The sequence below is a fragment of the Eisenbergiella tayi genome (genome assembly GCF_001881565.1).
GTDB lineage: Bacteria > Bacillota > Clostridia > Lachnospirales > Lachnospiraceae > Eisenbergiella > Eisenbergiella tayi.
Genome location: NZ_MPDJ01000005.1, coordinates 454,683 through 479,866, shown reverse-complemented (window position 1 = coordinate 479,866; position 25,184 = coordinate 454,683). Strand labels below are relative to the sequence as shown.

General features: G+C 46.7%; 21 protein-coding genes. 15 read left to right on the top strand and 6 right to left on the bottom strand.

The features are described from left to right. Nucleotides 1-119 precede the first annotated feature (119 nt). The 11 genes from yaaA (at nt 120) to BLA28_RS20120 (ending at nt 14,558) form a co-directional block, all read left to right on the top strand. Nucleotides 120-920 (top strand): peroxide stress protein YaaA, encoded by an 801-nt coding sequence (gene yaaA / locus BLA28_RS20175; RefSeq protein WP_071699362.1) that lies wholly within the window; start codon nt 120-122, stop codon nt 918-920. Between the two features lie 113 nt (nt 921-1,033). Then, a complete protein-coding gene (gene pth / locus BLA28_RS20170) occupies nt 1,034-1,618 on the top strand; it encodes an aminoacyl-tRNA hydrolase (protein ID WP_071699488.1) in 585 nt (194 codons plus the stop codon). Then, the gene (gene mfd, locus BLA28_RS20165) at nt 1,619-5,152 is read left to right on the top strand and encodes a transcription-repair coupling factor (protein ID WP_071699361.1); all 3,534 of its coding nucleotides are present in this window, start codon (nt 1,619-1,621) and stop codon (nt 5,150-5,152) included. A 71-nt stretch (nt 5,153-5,223) separates the two neighbouring features. Further along, nucleotides 5,224-5,748, top strand: coding sequence for a cysteine hydrolase family protein (locus BLA28_RS20160; RefSeq protein ID WP_071699487.1), 525 nt, complete (start codon nt 5,224-5,226; stop codon nt 5,746-5,748). Between the two features lie 7 nt (nt 5,749-5,755). After that, complete coding sequence (locus BLA28_RS20155; RefSeq protein ID WP_071699360.1) at nt 5,756-6,130, top strand: CidA/LrgA family protein; 375 nt, start codon at nt 5,756-5,758, stop codon at nt 6,128-6,130. Further along, nucleotides 6,123-6,803: an LrgB family protein gene (locus tag BLA28_RS20150; RefSeq protein WP_071699359.1), complete on the top strand. Its 681-nt coding sequence runs from the start codon at nt 6,123-6,125 to the stop codon at nt 6,801-6,803. Before BLA28_RS20155 ends, BLA28_RS20150 begins: the two co-directional genes overlap by 8 nt. Before the next feature lie 327 nt (nt 6,804-7,130). Then, nucleotides 7,131-8,054, top strand: a complete 924-nt coding sequence (locus BLA28_RS33215) for a helix-turn-helix domain-containing protein (RefSeq protein WP_050018960.1) — start codon at nt 7,131-7,133, stop codon at nt 8,052-8,054. 12 nt (nt 8,055-8,066) lie between these two features. After that, entirely contained in the window at nt 8,067-10,136 is a 2,070-nt protein-coding gene (locus BLA28_RS20135) for a beta-glucosidase (RefSeq protein WP_071699358.1), read from the top strand. 69 nt (nt 10,137-10,205) lie between these two features. Next, a complete protein-coding gene (locus tag BLA28_RS20130) occupies nt 10,206-11,573 on the top strand; it encodes an MFS transporter (protein ID WP_071699357.1) in 1,368 nt (455 codons plus the stop codon). Between the two features lie 671 nt (nt 11,574-12,244). After that, nucleotides 12,245-13,879: an LA2681 family HEPN domain-containing protein gene (locus BLA28_RS20125; RefSeq protein ID WP_071699356.1), complete on the top strand. Its 1,635-nt coding sequence runs from the start codon at nt 12,245-12,247 to the stop codon at nt 13,877-13,879. A 148-nt stretch (nt 13,880-14,027) separates the two neighbouring features. Next, nucleotides 14,028-14,558: a hypothetical protein gene (locus tag BLA28_RS20120; protein ID WP_071699355.1), complete on the top strand. Its 531-nt coding sequence runs from the start codon at nt 14,028-14,030 to the stop codon at nt 14,556-14,558. A gap of 101 nt (nt 14,559-14,659) precedes the next feature. On the opposite strand, the gene BLA28_RS20115 is transcribed toward BLA28_RS20120, so the two are convergent. Continuing rightward, a complete protein-coding gene (locus tag BLA28_RS20115) occupies nt 14,660-15,223 on the bottom strand; it encodes a Uma2 family endonuclease (RefSeq protein ID WP_071699354.1) in 564 nt (187 codons plus the stop codon). Between the two features lie 497 nt (nt 15,224-15,720). Between BLA28_RS20115 and spoVT the strand changes: the two genes are divergently transcribed. Beyond that, nucleotides 15,721-16,266 carry a stage V sporulation protein T gene (gene spoVT / locus BLA28_RS20105; RefSeq protein WP_044972125.1) on the top strand — a complete coding sequence of 182 codons (546 nt, stop codon included), beginning with the start codon at nt 15,721-15,723 and terminating at the stop codon, nt 16,264-16,266. A gap of 58 nt (nt 16,267-16,324) precedes the next feature. On the opposite strand, the gene BLA28_RS20100 is transcribed toward spoVT, so the two are convergent. Then, complete coding sequence (locus BLA28_RS20100) at nt 16,325-17,410, bottom strand: Gfo/Idh/MocA family protein (RefSeq protein WP_071699352.1); 1,086 nt, start codon at nt 17,408-17,410, stop codon at nt 16,325-16,327. Nucleotides 17,411-17,442: 32 nt separating this feature from the next. Next, nucleotides 17,443-18,651 (bottom strand): ROK family transcriptional regulator, encoded by a 1,209-nt coding sequence (locus BLA28_RS20095; RefSeq protein ID WP_071699351.1) that lies wholly within the window; start codon nt 18,649-18,651, stop codon nt 17,443-17,445. A gap of 244 nt (nt 18,652-18,895) precedes the next feature. Between BLA28_RS20095 and BLA28_RS20090 the strand changes: the two genes are divergently transcribed. Continuing rightward, on the top strand, nt 18,896-19,927 hold the full coding sequence (locus BLA28_RS20090; protein ID WP_071699350.1) for a Gfo/Idh/MocA family protein: 1,032 nt from the start codon (nt 18,896-18,898) through the stop codon (nt 19,925-19,927). 47 nt (nt 19,928-19,974) lie between these two features. Then, nucleotides 19,975-20,814, top strand: coding sequence for a sugar phosphate isomerase/epimerase family protein (locus BLA28_RS20085; protein WP_330385426.1), 840 nt, complete (start codon nt 19,975-19,977; stop codon nt 20,812-20,814). Nucleotides 20,815-20,895: 81 nt separating this feature from the next. Here BLA28_RS20085 and BLA28_RS20080 read toward each other — a convergent pair whose 3' ends face one another. Then, the gene (locus BLA28_RS20080) at nt 20,896-21,519 is read right to left on the bottom strand and encodes a hypothetical protein (protein WP_071699349.1); all 624 of its coding nucleotides are present in this window, start codon (nt 21,517-21,519) and stop codon (nt 20,896-20,898) included. Between the two features lie 338 nt (nt 21,520-21,857). Between BLA28_RS20080 and BLA28_RS20075 the strand changes: the two genes are divergently transcribed. Further along, entirely contained in the window at nt 21,858-22,505 is a 648-nt protein-coding gene (locus BLA28_RS20075; RefSeq protein WP_071699348.1) for a lysoplasmalogenase, read from the top strand. Between the two features lie 147 nt (nt 22,506-22,652). On the opposite strand, the gene BLA28_RS20070 is transcribed toward BLA28_RS20075, so the two are convergent. Continuing rightward, nucleotides 22,653-23,537: a DegV family protein gene (locus BLA28_RS20070; protein WP_071699347.1), complete on the bottom strand. Its 885-nt coding sequence runs from the start codon at nt 23,535-23,537 to the stop codon at nt 22,653-22,655. A 29-nt stretch (nt 23,538-23,566) separates the two neighbouring features. Further along, nucleotides 23,567-25,024 (bottom strand): nicotinate phosphoribosyltransferase, encoded by a 1,458-nt coding sequence (locus tag BLA28_RS20065; RefSeq protein ID WP_069150894.1) that lies wholly within the window; start codon nt 25,022-25,024, stop codon nt 23,567-23,569. Nucleotides 25,025-25,184 lie beyond the last annotated feature (160 nt).

Sequence of the window (25,184 nt, the reverse complement as noted above, 5' to 3'; positions counted from 1 at the left end):
GATCCACCGACCGCCCCGGGCAGTTGGCGGGCTGTAATCCCCGGAGGCATTCGGGCCGGAAAGGCAGGGCAGGCAAGGCAATATCCCGGGAGGGACGACGGCGGAACCGAATTAAAGATATGAGATTTATTATTTCACCGGCGAAGAAGATGATTGTGGACAGGGATACGATGGAGGTTGGGGGGAAACCGGTTTTGTTGGGGAAGGCGGAGGTGCTTTTGGAGTGGATGAGGGGGATGGATGAAGGGGAGCTGAAGGGGCTTTGGAGGTGTAATGATAAAATTGCGGCATTAAATTATGAAAGGATTCGGTCGATGGATCTGGAGAAGGGGCTGACTCCTGCGCTTTTGGCTTATGAGGGGATTCAGTATCAGTATATGGCTCCCGGGGTTTTTGAGGATGGGGCATGGGCGTATGTGCAGGAGCATCTGCGGATTTTGTCGGGGTTTTATGGGATTTTGAGGCCGCTTGACGGGGTGGCGCCTTACCGGCTGGAGATGCAGGCTAAGGGGAATCCTTGCGGGGAAGGGAATTTGTATGATTTCTGGGGGGATTCGATTTATAAGGAGCTGGTTTCGGAAACGGATTGTATTGTGAATCTGGCTTCGAAGGAGTATTCGCGGTGTGTGGAGGATTGGCTTGAGGAGGGTGTGGAGTATATTACCTGTGTTTTTGGGGAAGAAAAAGAAGAGGGGACGGCTGAAAAGGATGGGAAGAAAAAGGGGATTCCTGTAGTGCAGAAGGGGACGCAGGCTAAGATGGCTAGAGGAGAGATGGTGCGGTTTGCGGCAGGGAATAATATCAGGGACTGGAGGAGGCTGAAGGACTTCTGCGGGCTGGGATATACATACCGGGAGGAGTATTCTTCTGAAAAACAGCTGGTATTTGTAAAAAATAAGGAAATAAGGGAGACGGAATAGGGTTGGGGCATTTGACAGGGTAACGATCTGGCATTAAACTAAGCATAAGGCTTAAACGGGGAGCAGGAAGGGTTTCCCGGGGTGGCCGGTACTATGGGAAGGAAATGGAAATCATGTATATAATAGCAGGTCTTGGCAATCCGAAACGGGAGTATGAGAATACCCGGCATAATGTTGGGTTTGATGTAATAGATGCGTTGGCGGACAAATATGGGATACGGGTGATTGAGAGAAAGCATAAGGCTCTTGTGGGCCGGGGATATATCGACGGGATGAAGGTGGTTCTGGCAAAACCTCAGACTTTTATGAATCTTAGTGGTGAAAGCATCCGTGAGATCATAGATTATTATAAGGTAGATCCTCAGACGGAGCTGATCGTGGTTTGTGATGATATCAGCCTGGATTTGGGGCAGCTGCGTATCCGTAAAAAGGGAAGTGCAGGCGGACATAACGGTCTAAAGAATATTATTGCCCATTTGGGGACGGACGGCTTTGCCCGGATTAAAATGGGTGTGGGAAACAAGCCGGAAGGGTATGATCTGGCGGACTATGTGCTGGGGCATTTTACCGGAGGGGAACGTAAAATTATGGACGAGTGCATCGCTGCGGCGGTGGAGGCTGCCGTTACCATGATGGAGAAGGGGCCGGATGAGGCCATGAACAGATTTAACGGAAAGCGGGCAGGCGGGGAAAAGTAGATGAATGCAATCACAGCACCGTTACGGGAACTGGCGGAATTTGAAGAAGGGCAGGCACTCCTGAAAAAAACGGGAGCCTGCGTCGGCTTTACAGGCTGCGTGGATTCCCAGAAGCTTCATATGGCCTATGGACTCAGCGATGGTTTTCGATATAAAATCATCGTTACTTTCAGTGATCTGAAGGCCAGGGAGATCTTTGAGGATTATCAGTTTTATGACAGGGAAGTGACCTGGTATCCGGCGAAGGATCTTATTTTCTATCAGGCGGATATCCATGGCAACCAGCTTGTGACGGAACGTATGAAGGCGCTCCGAAAAATTATAGAGGGAAAGCCTCAGACCGTGATCACAACCTTTGCTGCGCTGATGTCTCCTCAGGTCCCTCTGGAGGAGATAGCTGCTTCTGTGATTCATATTGATGCGGACAGCAGCCTGAATGAGGGGGAGCTGGCCCGGAAGCTTGCTGAAATGGGGTATGAGAAGAATTACCAGGTGGATGCGCCGGGACAGTTTTCCATCCGGGGCGGAATTATTGATATCTTTGATCTCACGGAAGAAAATCCTTACCGTATTGAGCTGTGGGGAGAGGAAGTGGAATCCATCCGGAGTTTTGACCTTCTCAGCCAGCGCAGTGTGGAAAAGCTGAATGAGGTGGATATTTATCCGGCTACGGAGATGATGCTGTCTGAAGAGCAGAAGGAAAAGGGACTGCGCCGGATTGAAAAGGAAGCAAAGGAATTCGAAGAAAAGCTTCGGTCCTCTTTTCTGACGGAAGAAGCGCACCGGGTAAAAACCCAGATAAAGGAACTGAGAGAACAGGTTTTGGAATTCTCCCAGATGACCAATCTGGAAAGCTATATCCGGTATTTTTATGAGGATACCGTTTCTTTTCTCCGTTTTTTCCCGGAGGGGGAAAGCTGTGTTTTCATTGATGAGGCGGCGCGGGTAAAGGAGCAGGCCCTGGCGGTGGAAATGGAGTTTCGGGAGAGTATGGGACACCGGCTGGAGAAGGGGTACATCCTTCCCGGACAGGCGGATCTGCTTTATGGCTGGGAGGAAACGGCAGGCTTTCTTCAGCATATGCGGACGGTGCTGTTTTCCTCTATGGACAGCTCAAATGCACTGCTGAAGCCACAGAGGAAATTTGACGTCAATGTAAAAAGCATGTCCTCTTATAACAGCAGCTTTGACGCATTGGTTGCCGATCTGAAAAGGTATAAGAAAAACGGATACCGGGTGCTGCTGCTTTCCGGCTCCCGCACCAGGGCCAGGCGTCTGGCGGAAGACCTGCAGGAGCAGGGACTGGCCAGCTTTTACAGCGAAGACGGGGAACGGGTGGTAAATTCCGGCGAGGTGATGCTTTATTACGGGCATGTGAAAAGAGGCTTCGAATACCCTCTGCTGAAATTTGTGGTGATCACGGAAAGTGATATTTTCGGGGTCCAGAAGAAAAAGAAAAAGCATAAGAAAAAATTTGAAGGCCAGAAAATCAATGACTTCGCCGAGCTTCGGATAGGTGATTATGTGGTCCATGAAAGTCATGGGCTGGGTGTTTACCAGGGAATTGAAAAGGTGGAGGTGGATAAGGTCGTTAAGGATTACATCAAGATTTCCTACCGTGACGGCGGCAATCTGTATGTGCTTGCCACCGGGCTGGATGTGATCCAGAAGTATGCTTCCTCCGATGCGGCGAAGGCCCCCAAGCTGAATAAGCTGGGAAGCCAGGAATGGAACCGTACCAAATCCAGGGTGCGCAGCGCCGTGGATGAGGTGGCGAAGGATTTGGTGGAGCTTTATGCCATAAGGCAGCAGCAGGAAGGCTATCCTTTTTCCAAAGATACGGTGTGGCAGAAGGAATTTGAAGAGTGCTTTCCCTTTGAGGAAACGGATGATCAGCTTTCCGCCATTGCGGCTACGAAAGAGGATATGGAAAGCTACCGCATTATGGATCGTCTGATTTGCGGGGATGTGGGCTATGGAAAGACGGAAATAGCTATACGGGCGGCGTTTAAGGCTATCCAGGATGGGAAGCAGGTGGCGTTTCTGGTACCTACCACCATCCTGGCCCAGCAGCACTATAATACCTTTGCCCAGAGAATGAAGGACTTTCCGGTACGGATTGATCTGATGTCCCGCTTCCGCACGCCTTCGGAGCAGAAGAAAACGGTGGAGGATCTGCGCAAGGGGCAGGTGGATATTGTCATCGGGACCCACAGGATCCTTTCTGCGGATATTCAGTTTAAGGATCTGGGACTTTTGATCATTGATGAGGAACAGCGTTTCGGCGTGACTCATAAGGAAAAAATAAAGAAAATCAAAGATAATGTGGATGTGCTTACGCTTACGGCCACACCGATCCCCAGGACACTGCATATGTCTCTGGTGGGGATCCGGGATATGAGCGTGCTGGAGGAGCCGCCCAGCGACAGGCTTCCCATCCAGACCTTTGTCTGCGAATACAATGAGGAAATGGTGCGGGAGGCGATCGTCAGGGAGCTTACCCGGGACGGCCAGGTGTATTATGTGTATAACCGTGTCAATACAATCGCAGATGTGGCGGCGGCCGTGCAGCAGCTGGTTCCGGAGGCTGTCGTGGCTTTTGCCCACGGACAGATGAAGGAGCATGAGCTGGAACGGATCATGTATGATTTTATCAACGGTGAGATCGATGTGCTGGTGGCGACAACGATAATTGAGACTGGGCTGGATATTTCCAATGTGAATACCATGATTATCCATGATGCGGATCAGCTGGGGCTGTCTCAGCTGTATCAGCTGCGGGGGCGTGTGGGGCGTTCCAACCGGACATCTTATGCGTTCCTGATGTATAAAAGGGATAAGATGCTTAAGGAGATTGCGGAAAAACGGCTTTCAGCCATCCGGGAATTCACGGATCTGGGCAGCGGGTTTAAAATCGCCATGCGGGATCTGGAAATCCGGGGGGCCGGAAATCTCCTGGGCCGCAAGCAGCATGGCCATATGGAGGCCGTTGGATATGATCTTTACTGTAAGATGCTCAATGAAGCGGTGAAGAACCTTAAGGGGGAAAAGAGCATTGTGGACTTCACCACAACCGTGGAGCTGGAGGCAGATGCCTTTATCCCGCCTTCCTATATTGTGAACGAGCAGCAGAAGCTGGATATTTACAAGAGGATCGCCGGTGTGGAAACCCATGCCGAGAGCGAGGATATGAAGGAAGAACTGCTTGACCGGTTCGGAGAGGTGCCCAAATCTGTGGATAACCTGCTGCGCATCGCCCTGCTCAGGGTTCTGGCCCATGAGCTGTATATAACAGAGGTAAAGGGAAGAAACGGGGAGCTGAAGCTCACCATGCGTCCGGATGCGGGCATCCGTGTGGAAAATATTCCTGAAATCCTTGGGAAGCATAAGAATAAGCTCACCTTCAGCGCGAGAGGGACGCCGGTATTTATATACCGTTACAAAAAATGCGGTGTGGTTGAGAAGGATGCGGAGAATCTGATACGGCTTGCAGAAGGGCTGCTTGAGGATATGAAGGAAATCCTTTTAAACTGATGGTTTTGTTACACTTTGATATGTTAACTGAAAACGGTTGTACAAAAGAGAATGGAAAGGCGGACAGTGAAATGAAAAAGGTGCTTGTAGTAGTTGATATGCAGAACGATTTTATTGACGGATCTTTGGGAACTGTGCAGGCGCAGGGAATTGTAAGCAAAGTGATCAGTAAAATCAAATCGTATCCGGCGGACTGTATTTATGCCACCAGGGATACCCATGGAGAGGATTATCTGGAGAGCAGCGAGGGGAAGAACCTGCCGGTAGTCCATTGCGTAAAGGGAAACAAGGGGTGGGAAATCCGGCCTGAGGTTGCAGAAGCCATGCCGCAGGCAGTTATTCTGGATAAACCCACCTTTGGTTCCACGGAATTGGCGAAGCTGCTTTACAGGGAAAACGAAAAGGAAGAGCTGGAAATTGAACTGGTGGGCCTCTGTACGGATATCTGTGTGGTATCCAATGCCCTTCTGCTCAAGAGCTTCCTTCCGGAAAACCGAATCAGTGTGGATGCCTCCTGCTGCGCGGGAGTGACTCCGGAAAGCCATGAAGCGGCGCTTGCCACCATGAAAATGTGCCAGATTATGGTGGAAGGATAATCAAACGATGAAAATTTTATATCAGATTGGTATTATTTTTTCCATATGCTGGGTGAGCCAGATTGTGGAGAAGCTGCTTCCCTTTGATTTCCCTGCGAGCGTAATCGGGATGGTGCTCCTGTTTGTGCTTCTCTCCTGTAAGGTTCTTAAGGTGGAGCATATCCGGGAAAAATCGGATTTCCTTCTGGCGAACATGGCTTTTTTCTTCGTGCCTGCGGGAGTGAGCATCATCAATTATTTTGATGTGCTTAAGAGCACTGCCTGGAAGCTTCTGTTCATCTGCCTGATAACTACAATCCTTACTTTTGCGGCTACGGCAGGAAGTATAAAACTGACATTAAAGCTGATGCGTAAGAAGAAAGGGGGAGAGTGGAATGGCTGAACTGACGTCTTCTCCCTTTTTCGGCATCGCATTGAGCGTCCTGGCCTTTTCCATCGGGGTATGGATTCAGAAGAAAACGGGGCTTGTGGCATGCAATCCTCTGATTATTGCGATTGTACTGGTTATCGGTATTCTGCTTTTGTTCCGGATTCCATATGAAGCTTATAATGAAGGCGGAAGTATTATCAACATGTTCCTGGCTCCGGCCACAAGCTGCCTGGCGGTTTCCATTTACACAAGGGCGGAGCTGCTGAAAAAGAACTGGCTGCCTATTTTGGTGGGCTGTACGGTAGGTGCGCTCACTTCCATGGGAAGTGTTTACCTGCTCTGCCGGCTTTTCGGCCTGGATGAGGCGATGACCAATTCTTTGATTCCCAAATCGGTGACTACGCCTATTGCGGTGGGGATCTCCGGAAGCCACGGAGGGATGGTGCCGGTAACTGTGGTTGCCGTTATTATAACGGGAATTATGGGGAGCATCATGGCGCCCTGGCTTATCCGTATTTTCCGTGTTTCGGATTCCATGACGGCAGGACTTGCCATCGGCGCCTGCAGCCATGCGATAGGGACGTCCAAGGCCATCGAACTGGGTGAGACGGAAGGGGCCATGAGCGGGCTGGCAATCGGAGTCTGCGGGATACTGACTGTAATATTTTCTCTATTTTTAATGTGACAAAACAATGGAGCATATGGAAGCTGTCTTTTTTGGGCGCTGGTGGGTATGAAACACCGGTGCCCGTTTTGTTTCCTGCCGGATACAGAAGACCGGATGGGGATATCCGGCTTGTTTTTCCGCACAGAGCGGGAACGGCAAAAAGGCTGTATGCATACAAAATGCTGTAAGCAATATTGCGATTCAGGGCAGCGGTCGTAAAATGAAGTGCGTAAATGCATATAAAAGTCCGTTTTTAATAGTACTGTTTATCTAAAATGACAACAAATGAAAAAACCACATGCTATACTTCTTGTATAAGATGACGGTAAGACGAAAGGAGGGAATATGAACAACAGCGTATTTGAACCAATTGAACATGAGCTTCTGGCCCCTGCAAAGATATTTGTCACCGGAATGGAAAGCTCCCATTATCATTGGCATTATGATTATGAGATACTTGTATTGCTGAAAGGAAGGCTTCAGGTGCTCTGCGGCCCCAGCCCCATGCTGATGGAAGAAGGGGATATCTTTCTTGTCAACAGCAAGATGGTGCACGGATACCGGGGCGATCAGGAAAATCTTTGTCTTTTCATTCAGTTTCCTTCCCATATTTTCGAACATATATCGGGGAAGGGACAGCAGCTTTTCTTTTATCTGAACAGCGTGAGTAAACAGTTCCCGCCGAAAGAGGGATATGAAATACTGAGGCGGTCGGCCTGTAAAACAGGCCTTACGGTATACAGGAAGGATGCCGCGGCTTATCTGGCGCAAAATGCCGCTTTTTATGAATTGATGGCCGGACTGGCGGAGGGCGTGCAGTATGATATCCGCCGTTATCCAAGACATACGGACAGCACGGCGGAGGGACAGCTGGTAGCGGAAATAGGCGCTTATATTGATGCTAACTGCGGACAGCAGAATCTGACCGAGTCCGTTTCCAGACATTTCGGAATCAGCGAAAAATCGCTGTACCGTTATACGAAAAGCTTTCTCGGGATATCACCGAAGGAAATGATTGATACGGCCAGGGTGGAAAAGGCCAAGGGATTTCTTCGTATGAGCCGGAAGTCCATTTCCGTGATCGGGGGAGAGTGCGGTTTTACAAATGAAGCAACCTTTTACCGGGTTTTTAAGAAAGAGACCGGAATAACTCCCAAGGAATACAGAAGAGGGGAAGGCACGGGGCCGGTAGAAAAAGAGATTCAGGGATATTTGAATTTTGATAAAAAAGAAGCCGAAAAATTACTGCATTATTATGCAGAAAACTGAAAGGAGAGCAATATGAACCAGGCGAAGGAAAAGAGGCTCCAATTTACGGAGAAGGCGCAGCAGATCGTGGATCGGATGACTCTGGAAGAAAAGGTTTATCTGATGAGCGGGAATCTGTCCTTACAGGATATGATGGCTGATGCGATGGGAGAAGCGTCTCACTATAATGCAAAACCTTATCCGGCAGGAGGAAATGAAAAGGAAGGGGTCGCGCCCATGCTTTTCTGTGACGGGCCCAGAGGGGTTGTGTGCGGAACAGGGGAAAGCACCTGTTTTCCGGTAACGATGTGCCGCGGCGCCAGCTTTGATGTAGAGCTGGAGGAGGAAATCGGGCATGCCATAGGGCGTGAGGTCAGAGGGCACGGCGGGAACCTGTTTGCCGGCGTATGTATTAATCTGCCTTATAATCCCGGCTGGGGACGCAGCCAGGAGGTCTACGGGGAAGACAGCTTCGCACTGGGCCATATGGGAGCGGCGCTGGTAAGAGGCGTACAGGATGAGGATGTCATGGCCTGTGTGAAGCATTATGCGTTTAACTCCATGGAAATCAGCCGTTTTAAGGTGAGTGTGGATTGTGAGAGACGTACCGAAAGAGAGGTTTATCTGCCTCATTTCAAGGAGTGTGTGGATGCCGGGGCGGCGAGTATTATGAGCTCCTACAACCTTTATAAAGGAATCCACTGCGGCCATTCCGATTATCTGCTTCGCAAGGTGCTGAAGGAAGAATGGGATTTTGACGGCTTTGTCATGAGCGATTTCATATGGGGAGTAAAGGATACGGCAGAAGCGGGGAACGGCGGCCAGGACATGGAAATGTGCTGCACCCAGTTTTTCGGGGATAAGCTGGTGCAGGCGGTCAAAGACGGCCTGGTGAGTGAAGTGCGCATCAATGATTCCGCACTGCGCATCGTGCGTACAATCCTTGCCTTTGAGGATTCCTACCAGAAGAGCGGCCATGCGTATGATAAATCGGTTCTGGGCTGCAAAGAGCATGTGGAGCTGGCAAAACGCGCGGCGGAAGAAGGAATCGTTCTGCTGAAGAATGAAAATAAGGTACTTCCTCTTCAAAAAGAGAAGATCAAAAAGATCGCACTGCTGGGCAAGCTGGCGAATAAGGCCAATATCGGGGATCATGGATCAAGCCGGGTATTCCCTGCCTATGTAAAAACTCCCATGGACGGCTTCAATGAAATCCTTCCGGATGCGGAAGTGATCTGGTACAGCGGAGAGGATCTGGAGCATGCCAGGGAAGTGGCAAAGGAAGCAGATGCTGTTGTTTTCGTGGTAGGCTTTGATCATGATGATGAAGGTGAGTTCGTCGCAGTGGAAAATTCGGAAAACTATACCGGAGCCATAGGCGGAGATCGGAAAACTCTGGGCCTCCATGCGGACGAAGTGGAATTGATTAAGGCAGCAGGACCGGAAAACAAGAACTCCGCTGTGGTTATGATTGGCGGCAACATGATAATGATGACGGATTGGGCAGATTGTGTATCTTCCGTCCTGATGGCCTTCTATCCCGGCCAGGAAGGCGGAAGCGTCATTGCCCGGATTATTATGGGTGATGTGAATCCCAGCGGAAAGCTTCCTTTTGTACTCCCTTATGAAGAAAAGGATCTGCCGCAGGTTAACTGGGATACTACGAATCAGTACTATGAGTATTATCATGGCTATGCCAGGCTTGAGAAGAAGGGAATCCGGCCCATGCTTCCCTATGGCTTTGGCCTGAGCTATACCACATTTGCCGTAGATAAGCCTGCTTTCTCTGCGGACGGAGAAAACGTAAGGGCAGTATGCAGGGTAAAGAATACCGGTGACAGGGAAGGTGCACAAGTAGTGCAGATGTATGTGGGCTTTGGCAATTCGTCTATAGACAGGCCGGTAAAATTACTGAGAGGTTTTCAGCGTGTGACACTCTCTCCGGGAGAAGAGAAACAGATTGAGATATCCTGCCCTGTGGAAAAACTGAAATATTATGATACGAAGAGCGCTTCTTTCCAACTGGAGCATATGGAATATGAAATGTATATCGGAACCTCTTCCGCAGAGGAAGATCTTTTGAAAGGGACAGTCAGCTTATAAGTGCATAAAAATAAGCAGCTTGCGGTCAAAGCTGAGAAGGTAAAAAACAAGACAACGGGGGATAAATAAATGCAGGAGAAAAAATATTTAAAGTGGTACAATAAAGTCGGTTACGGTTCAGGAGATCTTGCGGCAAACATGGTATACGCACTCCTTACCAGCTTTGTTATGATTTATCTGACGGATACCGTGGGGCTGAATGCCGGCATTGCCGGTACCCTGATGATGTTTTCCAAATTTGCGGACGGTATTACCGATGTGTTTTTCGGCTCTCTCATCGACAAAACGAAGAGTAAAATGGGTAAGGCGCGTCCCTGGATGCTCTGGTCTTATCTGGGGAATGCGGTAATGCTGGTAGCTATTTTTGCTATTCCCAAGAGCTTGGGAGACACCGCGAAATATGCGTATTTCTTCATCGCCTATACGCTGCTGAATGCGGTATTCTATACGGCAAATAATATTGCCTATGCTTCCCTTACCTCGCTGATTACCAGAAATAACAATGAACGTGTGCAGGTAGGCTCCATTCGGTTTATGTTTTCTCTCGCTACCAATCTTATCGTAGCTTCCGTTACGGTTGGTCTGGTTGCAAAATTGGGCGGCGGAGCTATGGGCTGGCGTAATGTGGCGATTATTTATGCGCTGATCGGCCTGATAGTAAATACGATTTCCGTATTTTCCGTAAAAGAAGTGGCGGAGGAGGACGAAGGCGCAGTAAAGAAAGAGGAGGAAGAAAAACTGACTCTTTTGGAATCCGCCAAGCTTCTGGTAAAGAATAAATATTATCTGATGATTGTGGCAGTGTACATACTTACCTATATTCAGACAGGTATAGCAGGCATCGGTATTTATTATATGACCTATGTGTTTGGGAATCCAGCCCTTCTCGGAACCTTTTCCGCGGCGCAGATGTTTCCTATGATTGTGGGGCTGGCTCTGACTCCTGCGCTGGTTAAAAAAGCCGGGAGCATGTATAAGGTCAATCTGACCGGTTACTGTATTGCATTCTTTATGCGAATCGGCTTTATTATCGGCGGCCTGATAGGAAGTATCCCCATGATGCTTACCTTTTCGGTTATTTCCGGTCTCTGTGTCAGCCCGGTTACCGGCGACCTGAACGCCCTGATTGCGGCGACCAGCGATTATACCTACCGTACCAAAGGTAAACGGATTGACGGAACCATGTTCTCCTGTTCCTCTCTGGGAATTAAAATAGGAGGAGGCCTGGGTACTGCGCTGGCCGGAATGCTTCTGGAAGCTGGCGGCTATGTTGCGAATGCTCCGGTTCAGTCCGCATCCTGTATTAATATGCTGAAGTTTATGTATCTGGGCTTCCCGTTTATCACGGTAATCATTACGACAATTATTCTGTCCCGGCTGAAGGTTGAAAAGGCAAATGAAGACTGGGATCGGGAACATGCTGTGGAGAAGGCATGACAAACAGAGGATGCTGAGTCAGGGACTTTATACTGATGTTTAGTTAAGGAAACAGGCTACTTATGCCGCTTGACAGGGAGGGTATTCTACAAGGGAATGGTATTCTGCTCTACGCCTTGTATGTCCTCAATCTTTTCTTTAAGTTCTGCGACATTGTCACATGGGTGGTCAGGACGGAAGAACATATCGCGATGTTTGTGTTGATTTTTTGAATCAATTGAAAATTATCCTTTCCATACAAAAAAGTCGCTTGTATTTTTACAAACGACTTTTTTGTATTATTTATTGGATTGATACGTGTTGTGATTTTGCTAACCTAAGCAAAATCGTGTAAACTTCTTATTCATTAAGCATAGGAGTTTTTTTAGCTTTTGTTTTTTTCAGTGGTGCTTTTCCTCATGAGTACAATGATCATTGTCACATCAATTCTTAGATTTTCCTGGGCCCTTGTCAGGGACAATCATCATTCCGCCTTTTAGCTTTATTCAGCAATATATAATATGGACTTTAAAGTTATGTTTTTGATAATACATTCATTTATCAGTTTGTTGGTTATTCTTTGTTTCGGCTTGTATGCTTACGTTTTTTCAACTATACTGTTAAGAGATATCATCTCGACATCAGCTTCAAAGTCTACAGATATAAATACACAAAATGAAGGAGGGAGCAATATGTCAAATACTAAATGGTATGAAGATGAAAACTTAGTAAACTTATCCCGTAAATGTGATGAAGTGTATTTTGATCAAGATGAAGAAGGCATGTGTATACTAGTGGATAAATGTTATAAACAAGCTCATGACTTGAAAAATACTAATATGATTAGAGCAAGGTATTTTTATATTTCGTTTACAATACAATCCGATCTGATTGATTTGAAAAGGAAAAAAAGTAGAAATAACTACAAAGATAGTATTAAAAGCCTAAAATTTTATGAGACGGATTTTCAAAAAAGTTTATACTTAGCAAGAAATGCTTTTGAACTATTGGCTAATGAAATGGAGGAAGATAATAACATTTCCAAAAATGAACTTATATATATGATTAGTTTTCAATGGCAATTAAGTGTGAATTATGCAAATTTCTTTTATCAAAATGGAAGACTTGTAAAAGCAGTTGAAATTTTAAGCATATTTAACTCAAAAAATGTTTTCCCTATGGGAATGGCTCAATTGGGTATGAAATTATATGAATTAGCTTGTTGCCATTATGATGGAGGGCAACGAACTATAATGTTATACAAAGCTTATCACTATATTAAACAGGCAATCGAAAGTGATGAGCCATTTCCAGAAAAAGCGGAGATGAATAATTTATTAAATTATTATAGTAACAATATTATCTCAATGCTAGGGCACAACTACTTAGATAAAGCCTATACTATAAGAGATTTTCTCTATTTTTCCGATGATATGTCTGTAGAAGCAACTAAATATTGGGAATGGGTTGCAAAAAACAAGCTGGCGCTTAATCTTTTAAATGATGTGTTTGATTCAGTAGAAGTTGGTTATGATCCTCTATATTTACCAAGTATGTCTGAAGATATTGAAGGTAAAAAAGTGCAATATTTATTTGGACTTTTTAATCAAATAAAGCAAGAGTATGTATCTGCAAGATTTTTGGCATATGAAGGTTTTAATACGAAAGAGCCACATTTTTCAGATAAAAGGGTATATCTTATTAATACTTTAGATTATCCTATATACGGAATTGGTATCGAAAAAATAAAAGCATGTTATCGGGCTGTATATTCAGTTTTTGATAAAATTGCATTTTTTCTTAATGAGTATTTTGAAATAGGGATAAAGAAAAATATTATAGGATATGTTAGGCTATTTTCTCCTGATAAAAATGCTAATGATAAAAAAAGAATTCTTGATATTGCAGAGAATAATTATCCATTATTTGGGATGTGGTGGCTGTTTAAGGATGTAAGAAATATAAATATTAATGAGGATGGGACTGTAAATAAGAAAGCGGAATATAAACATATTGACAATGTAATGACAAAAATATCAAAAGTAAGAAATGCTATGGAACATGGATATTTGAAGATTTTAGATACTCACTGTAAGGAATTATTTATTGATGACAGTCGCTTGGATAAATTGGCATATAACATTAGTTTTGAAGATTATGAAAAATTAACTTTACAGTTATTGAAATATGTACGAGAGGCAATTGTTCTTTTGGTCTTCTCAGTAAAAAGAGAGGAAGAGATCAAGGAATCTCATCGCAGATCGGATGAGATATTAGCTCCTATGTATACGGATAAATATGATGATGAGTGGAAACATATTTATTAATGATATCAAATTATATATTAGGAAAAGCAAAATTAAGTTTTTATCAAGTCAGATGAGAAAGCTATATTATTGCTATATAGTATTAAGATCAATTACTACTGCGAGTTGAAAGCTGTGACGGATTGACGGAATATCAGGAGAAAAATCAATGGAAATCAATAATATAAATACTCCGGAGGATATATTCCTGTGGATGGATGAGAACATGCAGTATGGCTGGCTTGATTCGGAAGGCGGCAGGCATGTGGGAGAAATGAAAAATTTCAGGAAACAATATCGAACCATGTCTGTTCAGGAAACCCTGGAGCATAAAATCGGGACCTGTATCGAACAGGCAGAAGTCATGCATTATCTGCTGGATAAAATTAATATAAAGAATAAAATGTTCTGCTGCAGGATATACGAGCCGGATGATTATGGCAATTTGGAAGAAGAGGAGCATATGCACTGCTTTGTCCTGTTCTGGAGGGACGGAAAAGTTTATCATATTGAACATCCTAATTTTGAAAAAAAGGGAATATATGAATATGATACGGAAGAGGAGGCAATTCGGAAGATAGTAGACTATTATATCGAACTGCGCGGAGGGAAGGAAAGCCCGACGACACCGTTTTACAGCGTTCCGGCGGGGATTTCTTTCAGGGAATTCAATGCATTTATTAATAACCAGTATGATTAATCATGTAAAAAGTACAATATTAAAAACTTGATAGAGGAAGAATACATATATAAAGGAATAAAGGCATACGCAGAGGAGCATATGCCTTTATTCTTTTTCTGTTAAGCATTTAGTAATTCATCTATATCCGAAAAGTTGATATACAGGTCATCGTAAATATTTACCTTGATAACAGAATCAAAGGAGTATTGAACATTGAGCATATTACCCTCAAAAAAATTTATGGTTACATTCTTGCGGCGGGGATCGACAATCCAATATTCCCGAACTCCTGCATTTTTGTAATAGTACAATTTGCGGATATAATCATCTGCGGGATTCCCTGGGGATACTATTTCAATAACAAAGTCCGGGGCGCCGTTGCATCGTTTTCCATCCAGCTTATCCTTGTCACAGACAATCATAAGGTCAGGTTGTACGATGGTAAGCGGCTGCTCACTGAGTTTCACATCAAATGGAGCATGAAATACTCTGCATGAGCCTTTCTTTCCTCTGATGTAGGTATTAAGGACTGTCGAGAGTTCCATTGATATTGTTTGGTGCTCCTGTGAGGGGCTGGCCATATCATAGACAACGCCGTCAAAGACCTCAACCCTGAGATCTTCCGGAAGAGCCTCATACTGCTCTAAAGTCAGAGCTTCCGGCTGTTGCTGCAATGCTGGCATAATAACACTTCCTTTCGTGATTATTGATATCCATGTGCTATAGAGGACAGCAGTATTCAAGAACATTCTGTTCTGATAATAGGATACATCTGATTGCCGAATGTATCAAGGAAAATCCCAAAGGAATTAAGCTGAGTTGATTGCGAAGCGGACTACGATTGGCAAGGCTCCCCCGAAAAACCCTGGACGGATGTATCCCAATATGAATTATCTGAAGTTCCCTCCAGATACAGAATTGCCGGGGGAGAAGGAGCCGCCAAAGAGCGGGTGCCTCAGGGCAGGCCATTTTTATGGCCTGTCTTTTATTTACTTAAATCATGTTAAAATTATAAAAGATGACTACATATTTGTCCAACGCAGTTTCAGCAAAGATTCATTGCATATTTTCCTCAATTTTACAAATACTACATTTACCAACCCAAAAAAGAAATAAATGTTAAAAATGTAAAGAAGAGGCTGTCCGGCACAGACAGGATAACCTTTTAGAAGGAGGAAGCATGAAGGCAACAGGAATTGTGAGAAGAATAGATGATCTGGGGAGAATTGTTATCCCCAAGGAGATCAGGAGGACGCTGCGTATCCGGGAGAGCGATCCTCTTGAAATTTTCACCGACAGAGAAGGGGAGATCATCCTGAAAAAATATTCCCCTATCGGAGAGATGAGTACATTTGCAAAGCAGTATGCGGAAAGCCTTGCACAGGTATCCGGGCAGATGACCCTGATTGCGGACAGGGATCAGTTTATTGCGGCGGCAGGCGGCTGTAAAGCACTTTTGGGAAAATCGATCAGCAAGGCTCTGGAGGAGGCGATTGAAAACAGGGATAATATCCTTGCGGGAAAGAGTGAAAGAAATTTTATCCAGGTGGCGGATGAAGGGGAACCGGAATACACGAATGAAGCTATCAGCCCCATTATCTGTGAAGGGGATGTGATCGGCGCAGCTATCCTGCTGAATAACGACCCAAAGGGAAAGATGGGAGAAGTCGAGCAGAAGCTTATTTTGTCGGCAGCGGGATTTTTAGGAAGGCAGATGGAACAATAAAAGAAAAAACAGGCGGCCGCAGGATGTCCAAAGACTGGATACTGCGGCCATTTTTATGTCAGATGGAGAAGGCAGGAGGGGCAGAAACGGATGGCGTGTTCAGATCGGAATAATTCGTATCCTCAAAGGGAAGATAAATCCGTTCCCGGCGCATGGAAGAATAATAAATTCCCTTTACGATTTCCAGGGTTCTGCGTCCTTCTGTTACATCCACGGAAACCGGCGTATCGTTACATACAGAAAGGTAGAAGTCGTGTATTTGTGCATAATGGCCCATGCCCCAATAATCGGGAATGGCGGTGCTTTCTTCTGCCGGTGCCGGCTTTATTTCCGTATAGCTGCCGTCAAGCTCATAGAAGCCGATATCCTGCTTCAGCCCGCAGCGGCCTTTTTCGCCCTGGAATTCCAGAAAAACAGGGGCATCAGACGCATAGGAATTTGTGGCATAAAGACTGTAGAGGCAGCCGTTTTTAAAATGGATGGCGGCCTCTGCGGTATCTTCCACCCGGATCCGGTCATGGTAATGATTGTGTATGCTGCCGTCAATCCATTCAACCTCGCTTCCCAGCATATAGCGGATCCTGTCGATGCTGTGAATGGCCTGATCGATAAGCACGCCGCCGCCTTCTCTGTCCCAGGTGCCTTTCCAGTCACAGCCTTCATAATAGGAATACGGGCGGGACCAGGTGAGGATGGAACGGGCGCTTAAGATACGGCCGAAAGCACTGTCCTGTATCATGCGGCGTAGCTGCTGTACGCATTCTTCATAACGGGTCTGGAAAATTACACCCAGTTTTTTCCCTGTCCTCTCGGAAACCGCTTTCATTCTGTCGGCATCCTGCAGGGTGATGGAGACCGGTTTTTCCGTAAGGACATGCATGCCTGCTTCCATAGCCCGTATGGCGGCAGGAGCATGGAGATAGTGAGGCAGGCATAAATGAACGATATCAATATTTTTGTCTGAAAGATCCTCAAAACGGGTACCCCAGGCGGCGCCGAAAGGCGCGGCAAAGGCTTTTGCCCTCTCTTCTTCGATATCAATGGCGCAGACAAATTCGGCGATATCCGAAAGGCGGGGAAAGACAAGGGCATAGCTGGCGGAAATCCTTCCGCAGCCCATGAGGGCGATTCTTAATTTTCTCATAATAAACCTCTTTTCTGATACGGGACAGGCATTCAGCCGATAAAAAACGAGCCTTCCATGGGTTCCGTAAATTGATAATGATGGTCAAAAAAGTATTTCATGGCGCCGTTATAGCAGGCGTAGGAATCCAGCTGGCTGTAACGCAATTTTACATTTTCCGTCATCCGGACAAAGCCTGTTTCGGACAGGCTCCGGCGTATTTCCTCAAGAAATAAGGAGCCGAGAGAAACGGAATTCCCGCCGAGTACAATCAATCTGGGATGTACCAGGCAGATGAGATTGGACAGGGCAAAGGAAAATTCCCGGGCGAGATCCCGGATGACCTGGACGGCGGCAGTATCCCCATACAGGGCGGCCCTCCCCAAGTCTTCATAATGGACAGTATCCATGGAAAGAAGGGAGGAGGCAGTACCCTTTGTCTGAAGCCGTCCTTTGAGCGTGGATTCACTGAGCACTACCTCCAGGCAGCCCCGGCTGCCGCAGGGACAGGGAGGGCCTTCAGGGGAAATGCTGAAATGTCCGAATTGGGTATAAGACGCACAGGCCTGTCCGAGAAGCTTATCCTGTATGAAGAGGGATGCGCCTATCCCGCGGCTGAACCGGATAAAGGCGTAATCTTTTTCCCGGATGCCGGTATATATTTTTTCCGCATAGGCGCAGCAGGCCGTATCATTGAGGACCGCCACAGCATAATCCGGAAAAAGGGAGCGCAGACAGGGGATGACTCCCGCTTCACCCTGATCGCCGGCAAGGGAAAAGGTGGTGGAGAATACCTCTTCCTTTTCCGGATCGATCATGGCAGGAAGCACAAAGCACAGTCCCAGAAGCTGTTCGGGACGGATTTGTTCCAGTATCTGATCCATGAGAAAGATGCGGCAGATTTGAGCGTAGGAATCGGAAGGAGCTTTGTCCAGCCGCATCTGCATGGAGGTGGTGCCGCAGATATCGATGAGAAGAGCATGGACGGAGCTTTCCTCCCAGCCGAATACCGCCACGAAATAATTCCCGGCGCAAAGCTCCAGACAAGTTGGCTTCCTGCCGGCGCCTGAACTGTCTCCCGTTCCGGAATCAAAGAGAAAGCCTCTGTCCGATAATTCATCGATCAGCGCGGAAACGGCCGTCCGGCTCAGGCCGGTCTGTCTGGCCAGGGCCGCCCGGGAAATCCCCCGATTTTTAAAAACTGAATTATAGAGCAGCTTTAAGTTTGTATTTTTAATAAGCTGTTGATTGACTAATTTCATAAAAACCCCTGTGTATAAAGAATTGTAATATCATAGAACTAATTAGAAGTGTATCATAACGACAGGAAAAGCTCAATACGGAAAAAAGGAATAATACAGGCTTTCAGCCTCAAAAAATATAGAATAAAAGAAAGAAAACAGAAGGATTGACAAGGGAAGCGTCCGATGGTATTGTGAATTTGTAAGATGATAGTATTAATTAAAAATAAATAAAAAACATAAAGTGAAGGAAAGGGGATTATGTATGAAGATCGGATTAATCGGATGCGGGGGCATGGGTACGACTCATAACCTGTCTTTAAAGGCCTTATCCGGTAAAATGGATGTGGAGGTGACGGCTCTGGCGGACTGCAGACAGGAATTTCTGGAAAGAGCGGCGAAGCAGTGGCCGGGGGCAAAGACCTATACTATGGGAATGGATCTGTTAAGGGAGGAAGAACTGGATGCGGTTCACATCTGTCTGCCCAGCTATCTTCATGCCGAGCATGCGATTGCGGCAATGGAGAAGGGGATGGATGTCTTTCTGGAAAAGCCGGTGTGCCTTACCAGGGAGGACTGCAGCAGGCTTTTGGAGGTACAGAAGAAAACCGGAGCGAGGGTTATGGTGGGTCAGGTGGTCCGTTCCTTCGGAGAGTACCGTTATCTGAAAGACATTTATGAAAAAAAGACTTATGGAAAGCTGAAATCCATCGTAATGCAGAGAATCAGCGGGGATACCAAGTGGGGGTATGAGGACTGGTTCCATGAGGAAAGAAAAAGCGGCAGCGTTGTGCTGGATCTGCATATCCATGATCTGGATTTCCTGCGGTATATGCTGGGAGAACCGGATTCCTTCACGGTGAAGGCGGCGGCTTTTCCCGGAGGAATGATAAACCAGATCATCACCTCCTATCAGTTCGGCAGTGTATTTGCAACCGCAGAAGGAATCTGGGACGTATGTACGGAGCTTCCCTTTGAAGGCTCCTTCCGGGCATGCTTTGAAGAAGCCACGATAATTTATCAGGGCAGGCAGACGCCCGCTCTGCAGGTATATCATAAGGGCGGAGAGATATCCGTCCCTGTGCTGCAGGAGGAAATCAGCCTTCATGATGAATCAGCCGGAATCAACATATCTGATTTAGGGCCTTATTATACGGAAATCAAGTATTTTTATGAATGTCTGGCAGAGGATCGGGAGATCACCAGGGCGCCTCTGGAGGAGGGGATTAAGTCGGTCCTTCTGGGAATTGAAGAATGGGAAGCGGGAAAGAAATATTTAAAGGAATACGGACAATAAAAAGTGATTTTCAGCTGCATGGACCGAAACAAAGGGAAGATGCACAGATGGGAGCGAATATGAGAGTAGGTATTTTAGTAAATTTACATGCGGATATGGATTTAAAAGAAAAATTCGGAGAACTGAAGGAAATGGGGGTGGAAAGCTGCCAGCTTGTCTGCTGGGACAGGAGCCTTCTGAATGAGGAAACGGCGGCTGTTGTCAGGGAGGCTGTCCGGGAAAAGGGGATAGAAATCACAGCGTTCTGGTGCGGCTGGGAAGGGCCTAAGGTGTGGAACTTTTATGAGGGCCAGGAGACGCTGGGGCTGGTGCCTCAGGCATTCCGTTTCCGGCGGCTTGAAATGCTGCTGGAGGGCTCGGATTTCGCCCGCCTGCTTGGAGTGGATAATCTGGTGACCCATGTGGGTTATATGCCGGAGAATCCGTATGATCCCAATTATCACAGTGTGATAGCCTGCCTGAAGGAGCTTGCACTTCGATGTAAGAATAACGGGCAGAACTTCCTTTTTGAAACCGGTCAGGAGACTCCTGTGACGTTGAAAAGAGCGATTCAGGATATTGGAACGGGGAATGTGGGAATAAATCTGGATCCGGCAAACCTTCTGATGTACGGGAAAGGCAATCCGGTGGATTCCCTGGATGTGTTTGGGGAATATGTGATGGGCATCCATGGAAAAGACGGATGCTATCCCACAAATGGCTATGAATTGGGAGAAGAGAAGCCCCTGGGCCAGGGAAAGGTCAATTACCCCGCTTTTATCAGAAAGCTTAAGGAAATAGGCTATGACGGCGATATTACCATTGAAAGGGAAATCTCCGGGGAAGAGCAGAAGAAGGATATTCTGATGGCAAAGCAAATGCTGGAAGAACTGATCGCAGCGGAATAAATACGAAAAAGAGAAAAGCCATCCGGCAGGGCGCCATGACGCCCGGTAACCGGATGGCTGTTTTATATGGCTCCGAATAGGTCAGGGGCGGTACAGATAACGGATGGCATAGATACGGTTCCCGAAGGCCGACAGCGGGACAAGCTCCTCTTCTGCATGGAGGGGATCCATGCACCAGAACTGTCCGTCCTGGCATTTGACCAGAAGGACATAATGAAAATTTCCCAGTCCTTTTACACGGACACGCACAATGGGATAAATCCCTTCCGATAAAAGGGCCGTCAGATCGGTTTCTTTCATTGCGGAAATACCGTTTATCCTTTCCAGGGACACATTCAGGGCGGAAGAAAGGGGATCCCATTGGATATTCCCATCCCTGTCATAGACCTGTTTCCCGGAAAAGAAAGAATTCAGGGTACCCGGATCCGTGGCGTTTATTTCCGGTACGGAGATGTCCTGCATATGAAGCTCCGCCGCAAGGCAGGCGGTCAGGCATCCGGAGGTTTCCATGGTAAAGGAAGAGTCTCCCAGCAAATCTCCGGCCCAGAAAGGATCTTTTTGAGAAAAGGAAACAGGATCCGGAGACTGGGTACTTCCTTCTCCCTTTACGGAAACGCTGCCGCGAACCCGGAAGGCCGTCAGGCAGAACGCTGCGGCAAGCAGCAGAATGATACACAGGAATATAATAGTACGTTTTTTCTTCATAGTGCTCCTATCTTTTTCAGACGTATATGCGGCGGATGATGTACATTACCTAAAACAGCTGAAAAACCGGAATTATCAGTTTTTATCTTACGGAATTATGATAGCAATAATCAGGTAGGTATTCAATACGCAATTACAAATAAAAAACGATATCAGGAATCACGGAAGATACAGAATAAGAATATATTCGAATACCGGAAAAATATCATATACGGACGGAGAAATTCAGCGGCTGATAATAATGGAAAAATTCAGAAATTTGAGTTATGATGAAGAGAACAGAGGCAGCACTATGGAAGCAATACATAGGCAGCCTCAGAAAAAAATGGAGGCTGCCTATGAATCTGCAGAGAATATTTATACTTATAGCGGCGGCAGTACTGACGGCTGCGTTTGGCCAGTACTATTTCCGGAAAAAGAAACTTCTATTTAAAGCGCTGGCCACATGTATGCCCGTCGCCGTGGCCCTCTTATATACATTGAGGGTGGGAGAGCAGGGGCGCTTTGTATCCCTGCTGATTCTGGCAGGCGCTTTTTTATGCATGACGGCGGATGTGCTGCTGGAACTGGTTTTCCTGGCCGGGGTAGCGGCTTTTGCGCTGGGGCATGTATGTTTTCTAACTGCCTATATTCACCTCACCCCGGTACGCCTGATGACGGTAATTCTTTTTTTGCTGCTGCTGACAGTCATGCTTCTGCTTCACGGGAAATTTCTTCCTAACTTTGGCGGCCAGGCCATTTATCTGGTGGGGTATGGAGCGCTTCTGTCCTTTATGACAGCGATGGCATTTACGGTTGCGGTGCAATCGGAAGGCCCGGCGGGAAAACTGATGGCGGCAGGAGGGATCTGTTTTTATATTTCAGATAATATCCTGGGGTTCCGGATTCTGCATGAAAAAAATAACCGGCTTTCCGGGGCTGTACTGCTGACTCTGTATTATTCCGCTGTTTATCTGATAGCGGCCGGGCTGTGGTTCCTGCCGTAAAGCGGATATGAGAAAAATACAGGAGGGGCGTAGTGATGAACAGGATAAATGTATCCGGAATCAGATCTTACTCATAATCAGCTGATAATTGATTTTTCATACGAAAAAAAGCGGTCCGGAAAGTGAATTCCGAATCGCTTTTTTTTATCAGGAAAGATACTCCATGTAAGGATCCTCCGGGGCATCCAGGAAGCATACCCCTATAATCCCCCGTCCGGTATGTGCACCGATGGCACAGCCCACTACCGATACCATAATATCTGCGGGATGCAGTTTTTCTTTTATTAAATCAGTTACAAAGCGAAGCGCTTCCTCGTCTTCCCCATGACAGACGGATACCAGTTGTTTTTCCAACTCCGCACCGTTTTCTTCCGCGTATTCCACCAGGCTTTTCAGAGACTTCTTATGCCCGCGGACGGTTTTTAGTACCTGCAGGCTTCCGGCCTCATCCACGATTAAAACCGGTTTCATATCCAGCGCCTCGGCGAGATTGCCTTTAAATTTGGAAAGCCTTCCGCCTTTTATAAGATAGGCGAGGGTATTCACGGTAAAGACATGGCGGATATGGCTGCGATAGTATGCGGCTGCCTCTATCAGTGTTTCCCTTGATGCGCCGTGATCCAGCATAGTGAGCAGCTTGACGACCAGAAGGCCGAAGCCTGCGGAGGCACACCTGGAATCAATGATTGTCAGATCAAAATCAGGATATTCTTCCAGGATACTGTCCCTTGCAATATTGGCGGCGTTGAAGGTGCCTGCGATTCCTGTGGAAAAGCACAGATAGATAACGCTGTCACCATTTTTGGCATAGGGCATAAAGGCTTCTTCAAACATGGCAGGGTTGATGTGATAGGTTCTCACATCTCTGCTTGTATCATCCAGTATTTTGTAAAATTCCCCGGTCTGAATGGTTTTCCCATCCAGATAATCCACTTCGTCAATAACGACAGGTGTGGGGATGACATGCAGCTGATATCGGCTGATTAGTTCCTCCGATAAATCAGATGCGGAGTCGGTAATTATTTTCAGCATAGATTCTCCTTGTCGGCTCCGGATTTTGGTCAGTGCACCTGGCCCATCTGATCCAGAAGCTGGATTTTGATATGATACAGCTTGGAAGAAAGGTCTACATATACCTGATGAGGGTTCACAAGACGTCTTGTTTCATCCCAGAGGGTATTCAGTTCCTTCTGACAGTACTCTCTGATTTCCATTACGCTGGGAGAAGTGTATACACATTTTCCATCCAGGAATACGGGAACCATAAGATCGCGAATGGTATAAGTACCGGCTTCCAGCAAAGTCTTTTTCCAGGGCTCCAGGGGATCAAAGAGGAGCAGAGGTTCTTCTTCGCTGAACACTTCATCAGCAAGAGCGATGAGGTCGGCCTTAATTTTACCGGTTTCCTTTTCATAGATCCGGTAGATAACCTTGTTGCCCGGGTTGGTAATTTTTTCGGAATTTTCCGAAAGCTTAATTTTGGGAACAAAGTTTCCGTCCTTATCCATAATGGCGGCCAGCTTGTATACACCGCCGAAGGAAGGCCAGTTTTTGGAAGTGATCATATGAGTGCCCACACCCCAGGAGGTAACCTTGCAGCCCTGTACCTTCAGGCTGTCGATGAGGTACTCATCCAAATCATTGGAAGCGGAAATGACCGCATCGGTAAAACCTGCCTCATCCAACATTTTTCTCGCTTTCTTGGAAAGATATGCAAGGTCGCCGCTGTCCAGACGGATTCCGTAGAAGGTGAGGGGGATTCCGGCCTCCCGCATTTCGGTGAAAACGCGGATGGCATTGGGAACGCCGGATTTTAAGGTATCATAAGTATCAACCAGCAGAATGCACGCACCCGGATACATATCCGCATATACTTTAAAGGCGGTATATTCATCCGGGAAGCTCATAATCCAGCTGTGCGCATGGGTTCCTTTCACTGGAACATCAAAAAGCTGTCCGGCCAGGACATTGCTGGTGCCGGTACAGCCGCCGATCATAGCCGCTCTTGCGCCGTAAATCCCTGCGTCAGGGCCCTGGGCACGGCGGAGTCCGAATTCCATGATTCCGTCCCCGCGGGCGGCATAGCATACCCGGGAGGTCTTGGTGGCGATCAGGCTCTGGTGGTTGATGATATTCAAAATAGCCGTCTCGATCAGCTGTGCTTCCATAATGGGAGCGATAACCTTAATCATAGGCTCTCTGGGGAACATGATGCTTCCCTCAGGGATAGCATAGATACTGCCGGAAAATTTGAAATCCTTCAGGTATTCCAGGAAGGCATCTTCAAAGATACCGAGGCTTTTCAGATAGGCAAGCTCATCGTCATCAAAATGAAGATTTTCCACATATTCAATGACCTGCTGCAGGCCGGCACAGATGGCATAGCCGGATTCCATCGGATTGTTCCGGTAAAAAGCATCAAAAATAACCGTTTCATTACGATCCATGTTTTTGAAGTAGCCCTGCATCATTGTCAATTCATAAAGATCGGTCATGAGGGTAAGATTCCGCGTTTTCATGGGTGCTCCTCCGCTTTCATTATAGTTCAGGCTTTACACAGCCGGACGGCGTGTAAAGCCTGGATAGAATTATTATTATAAATACCAATATAATACGCGTAATTAAGAAAGAAAGCAAGTTTTTCCTGTTTAAGAGCCTCGTGTAACGGTTCCTGTCTGC

Coding starts and splice junctions, on each gene's coding strand:
- yaaA (WP_071699362.1), top strand. CDS start 120: ATGAGATTTATTATTTCACCGGCGAAGAAGATGATTGTGGACAGGGAT.
- pth (WP_071699488.1), top strand. CDS start 1,034: ATGTATATAATAGCAGGTCTTGGCAATCCGAAACGGGAGTATGAGAAT.
- mfd (WP_071699361.1), top strand. CDS start 1,619: ATGAATGCAATCACAGCACCGTTACGGGAACTGGCGGAATTTGAAGAA.
- BLA28_RS20160 (WP_071699487.1), top strand. CDS start 5,224: ATGAAAAAGGTGCTTGTAGTAGTTGATATGCAGAACGATTTTATTGAC.
- BLA28_RS20155 (WP_071699360.1), top strand. CDS start 5,756: ATGAAAATTTTATATCAGATTGGTATTATTTTTTCCATATGCTGGGTG.
- BLA28_RS20150 (WP_071699359.1), top strand. CDS start 6,123: ATGGCTGAACTGACGTCTTCTCCCTTTTTCGGCATCGCATTGAGCGTC.
- BLA28_RS33215 (WP_050018960.1), top strand. CDS start 7,131: ATGAACAACAGCGTATTTGAACCAATTGAACATGAGCTTCTGGCCCCT.
- BLA28_RS20135 (WP_071699358.1), top strand. CDS start 8,067: ATGAACCAGGCGAAGGAAAAGAGGCTCCAATTTACGGAGAAGGCGCAG.
- BLA28_RS20130 (WP_071699357.1), top strand. CDS start 10,206: ATGCAGGAGAAAAAATATTTAAAGTGGTACAATAAAGTCGGTTACGGT.
- BLA28_RS20125 (WP_071699356.1), top strand. CDS start 12,245: ATGTCAAATACTAAATGGTATGAAGATGAAAACTTAGTAAACTTATCC.
- BLA28_RS20120 (WP_071699355.1), top strand. CDS start 14,028: ATGGAAATCAATAATATAAATACTCCGGAGGATATATTCCTGTGGATG.
- BLA28_RS20115 (WP_071699354.1), bottom strand. CDS start 15,223: ATGCCAGCATTGCAGCAACAGCCGGAAGCTCTGACTTTAGAGCAGTAT.
- spoVT (WP_044972125.1), top strand. CDS start 15,721: ATGAAGGCAACAGGAATTGTGAGAAGAATAGATGATCTGGGGAGAATT.
- BLA28_RS20100 (WP_071699352.1), bottom strand. CDS start 17,410: ATGAGAAAATTAAGAATCGCCCTCATGGGCTGCGGAAGGATTTCCGCC.
- BLA28_RS20095 (WP_071699351.1), bottom strand. CDS start 18,651: ATGAAATTAGTCAATCAACAGCTTATTAAAAATACAAACTTAAAGCTG.
- BLA28_RS20090 (WP_071699350.1), top strand. CDS start 18,896: ATGAAGATCGGATTAATCGGATGCGGGGGCATGGGTACGACTCATAAC.
- BLA28_RS20085 (WP_330385426.1), top strand. CDS start 19,975: ATGGGAGCGAATATGAGAGTAGGTATTTTAGTAAATTTACATGCGGAT.
- BLA28_RS20080 (WP_071699349.1), bottom strand. CDS start 21,519: ATGAAGAAAAAACGTACTATTATATTCCTGTGTATCATTCTGCTGCTT.
- BLA28_RS20075 (WP_071699348.1), top strand. CDS start 21,858: ATGAATCTGCAGAGAATATTTATACTTATAGCGGCGGCAGTACTGACG.
- BLA28_RS20070 (WP_071699347.1), bottom strand. CDS start 23,537: ATGCTGAAAATAATTACCGACTCCGCATCTGATTTATCGGAGGAACTA.
- BLA28_RS20065 (WP_069150894.1), bottom strand. CDS start 25,024: ATGAAAACGCGGAATCTTACCCTCATGACCGATCTTTATGAATTGACA.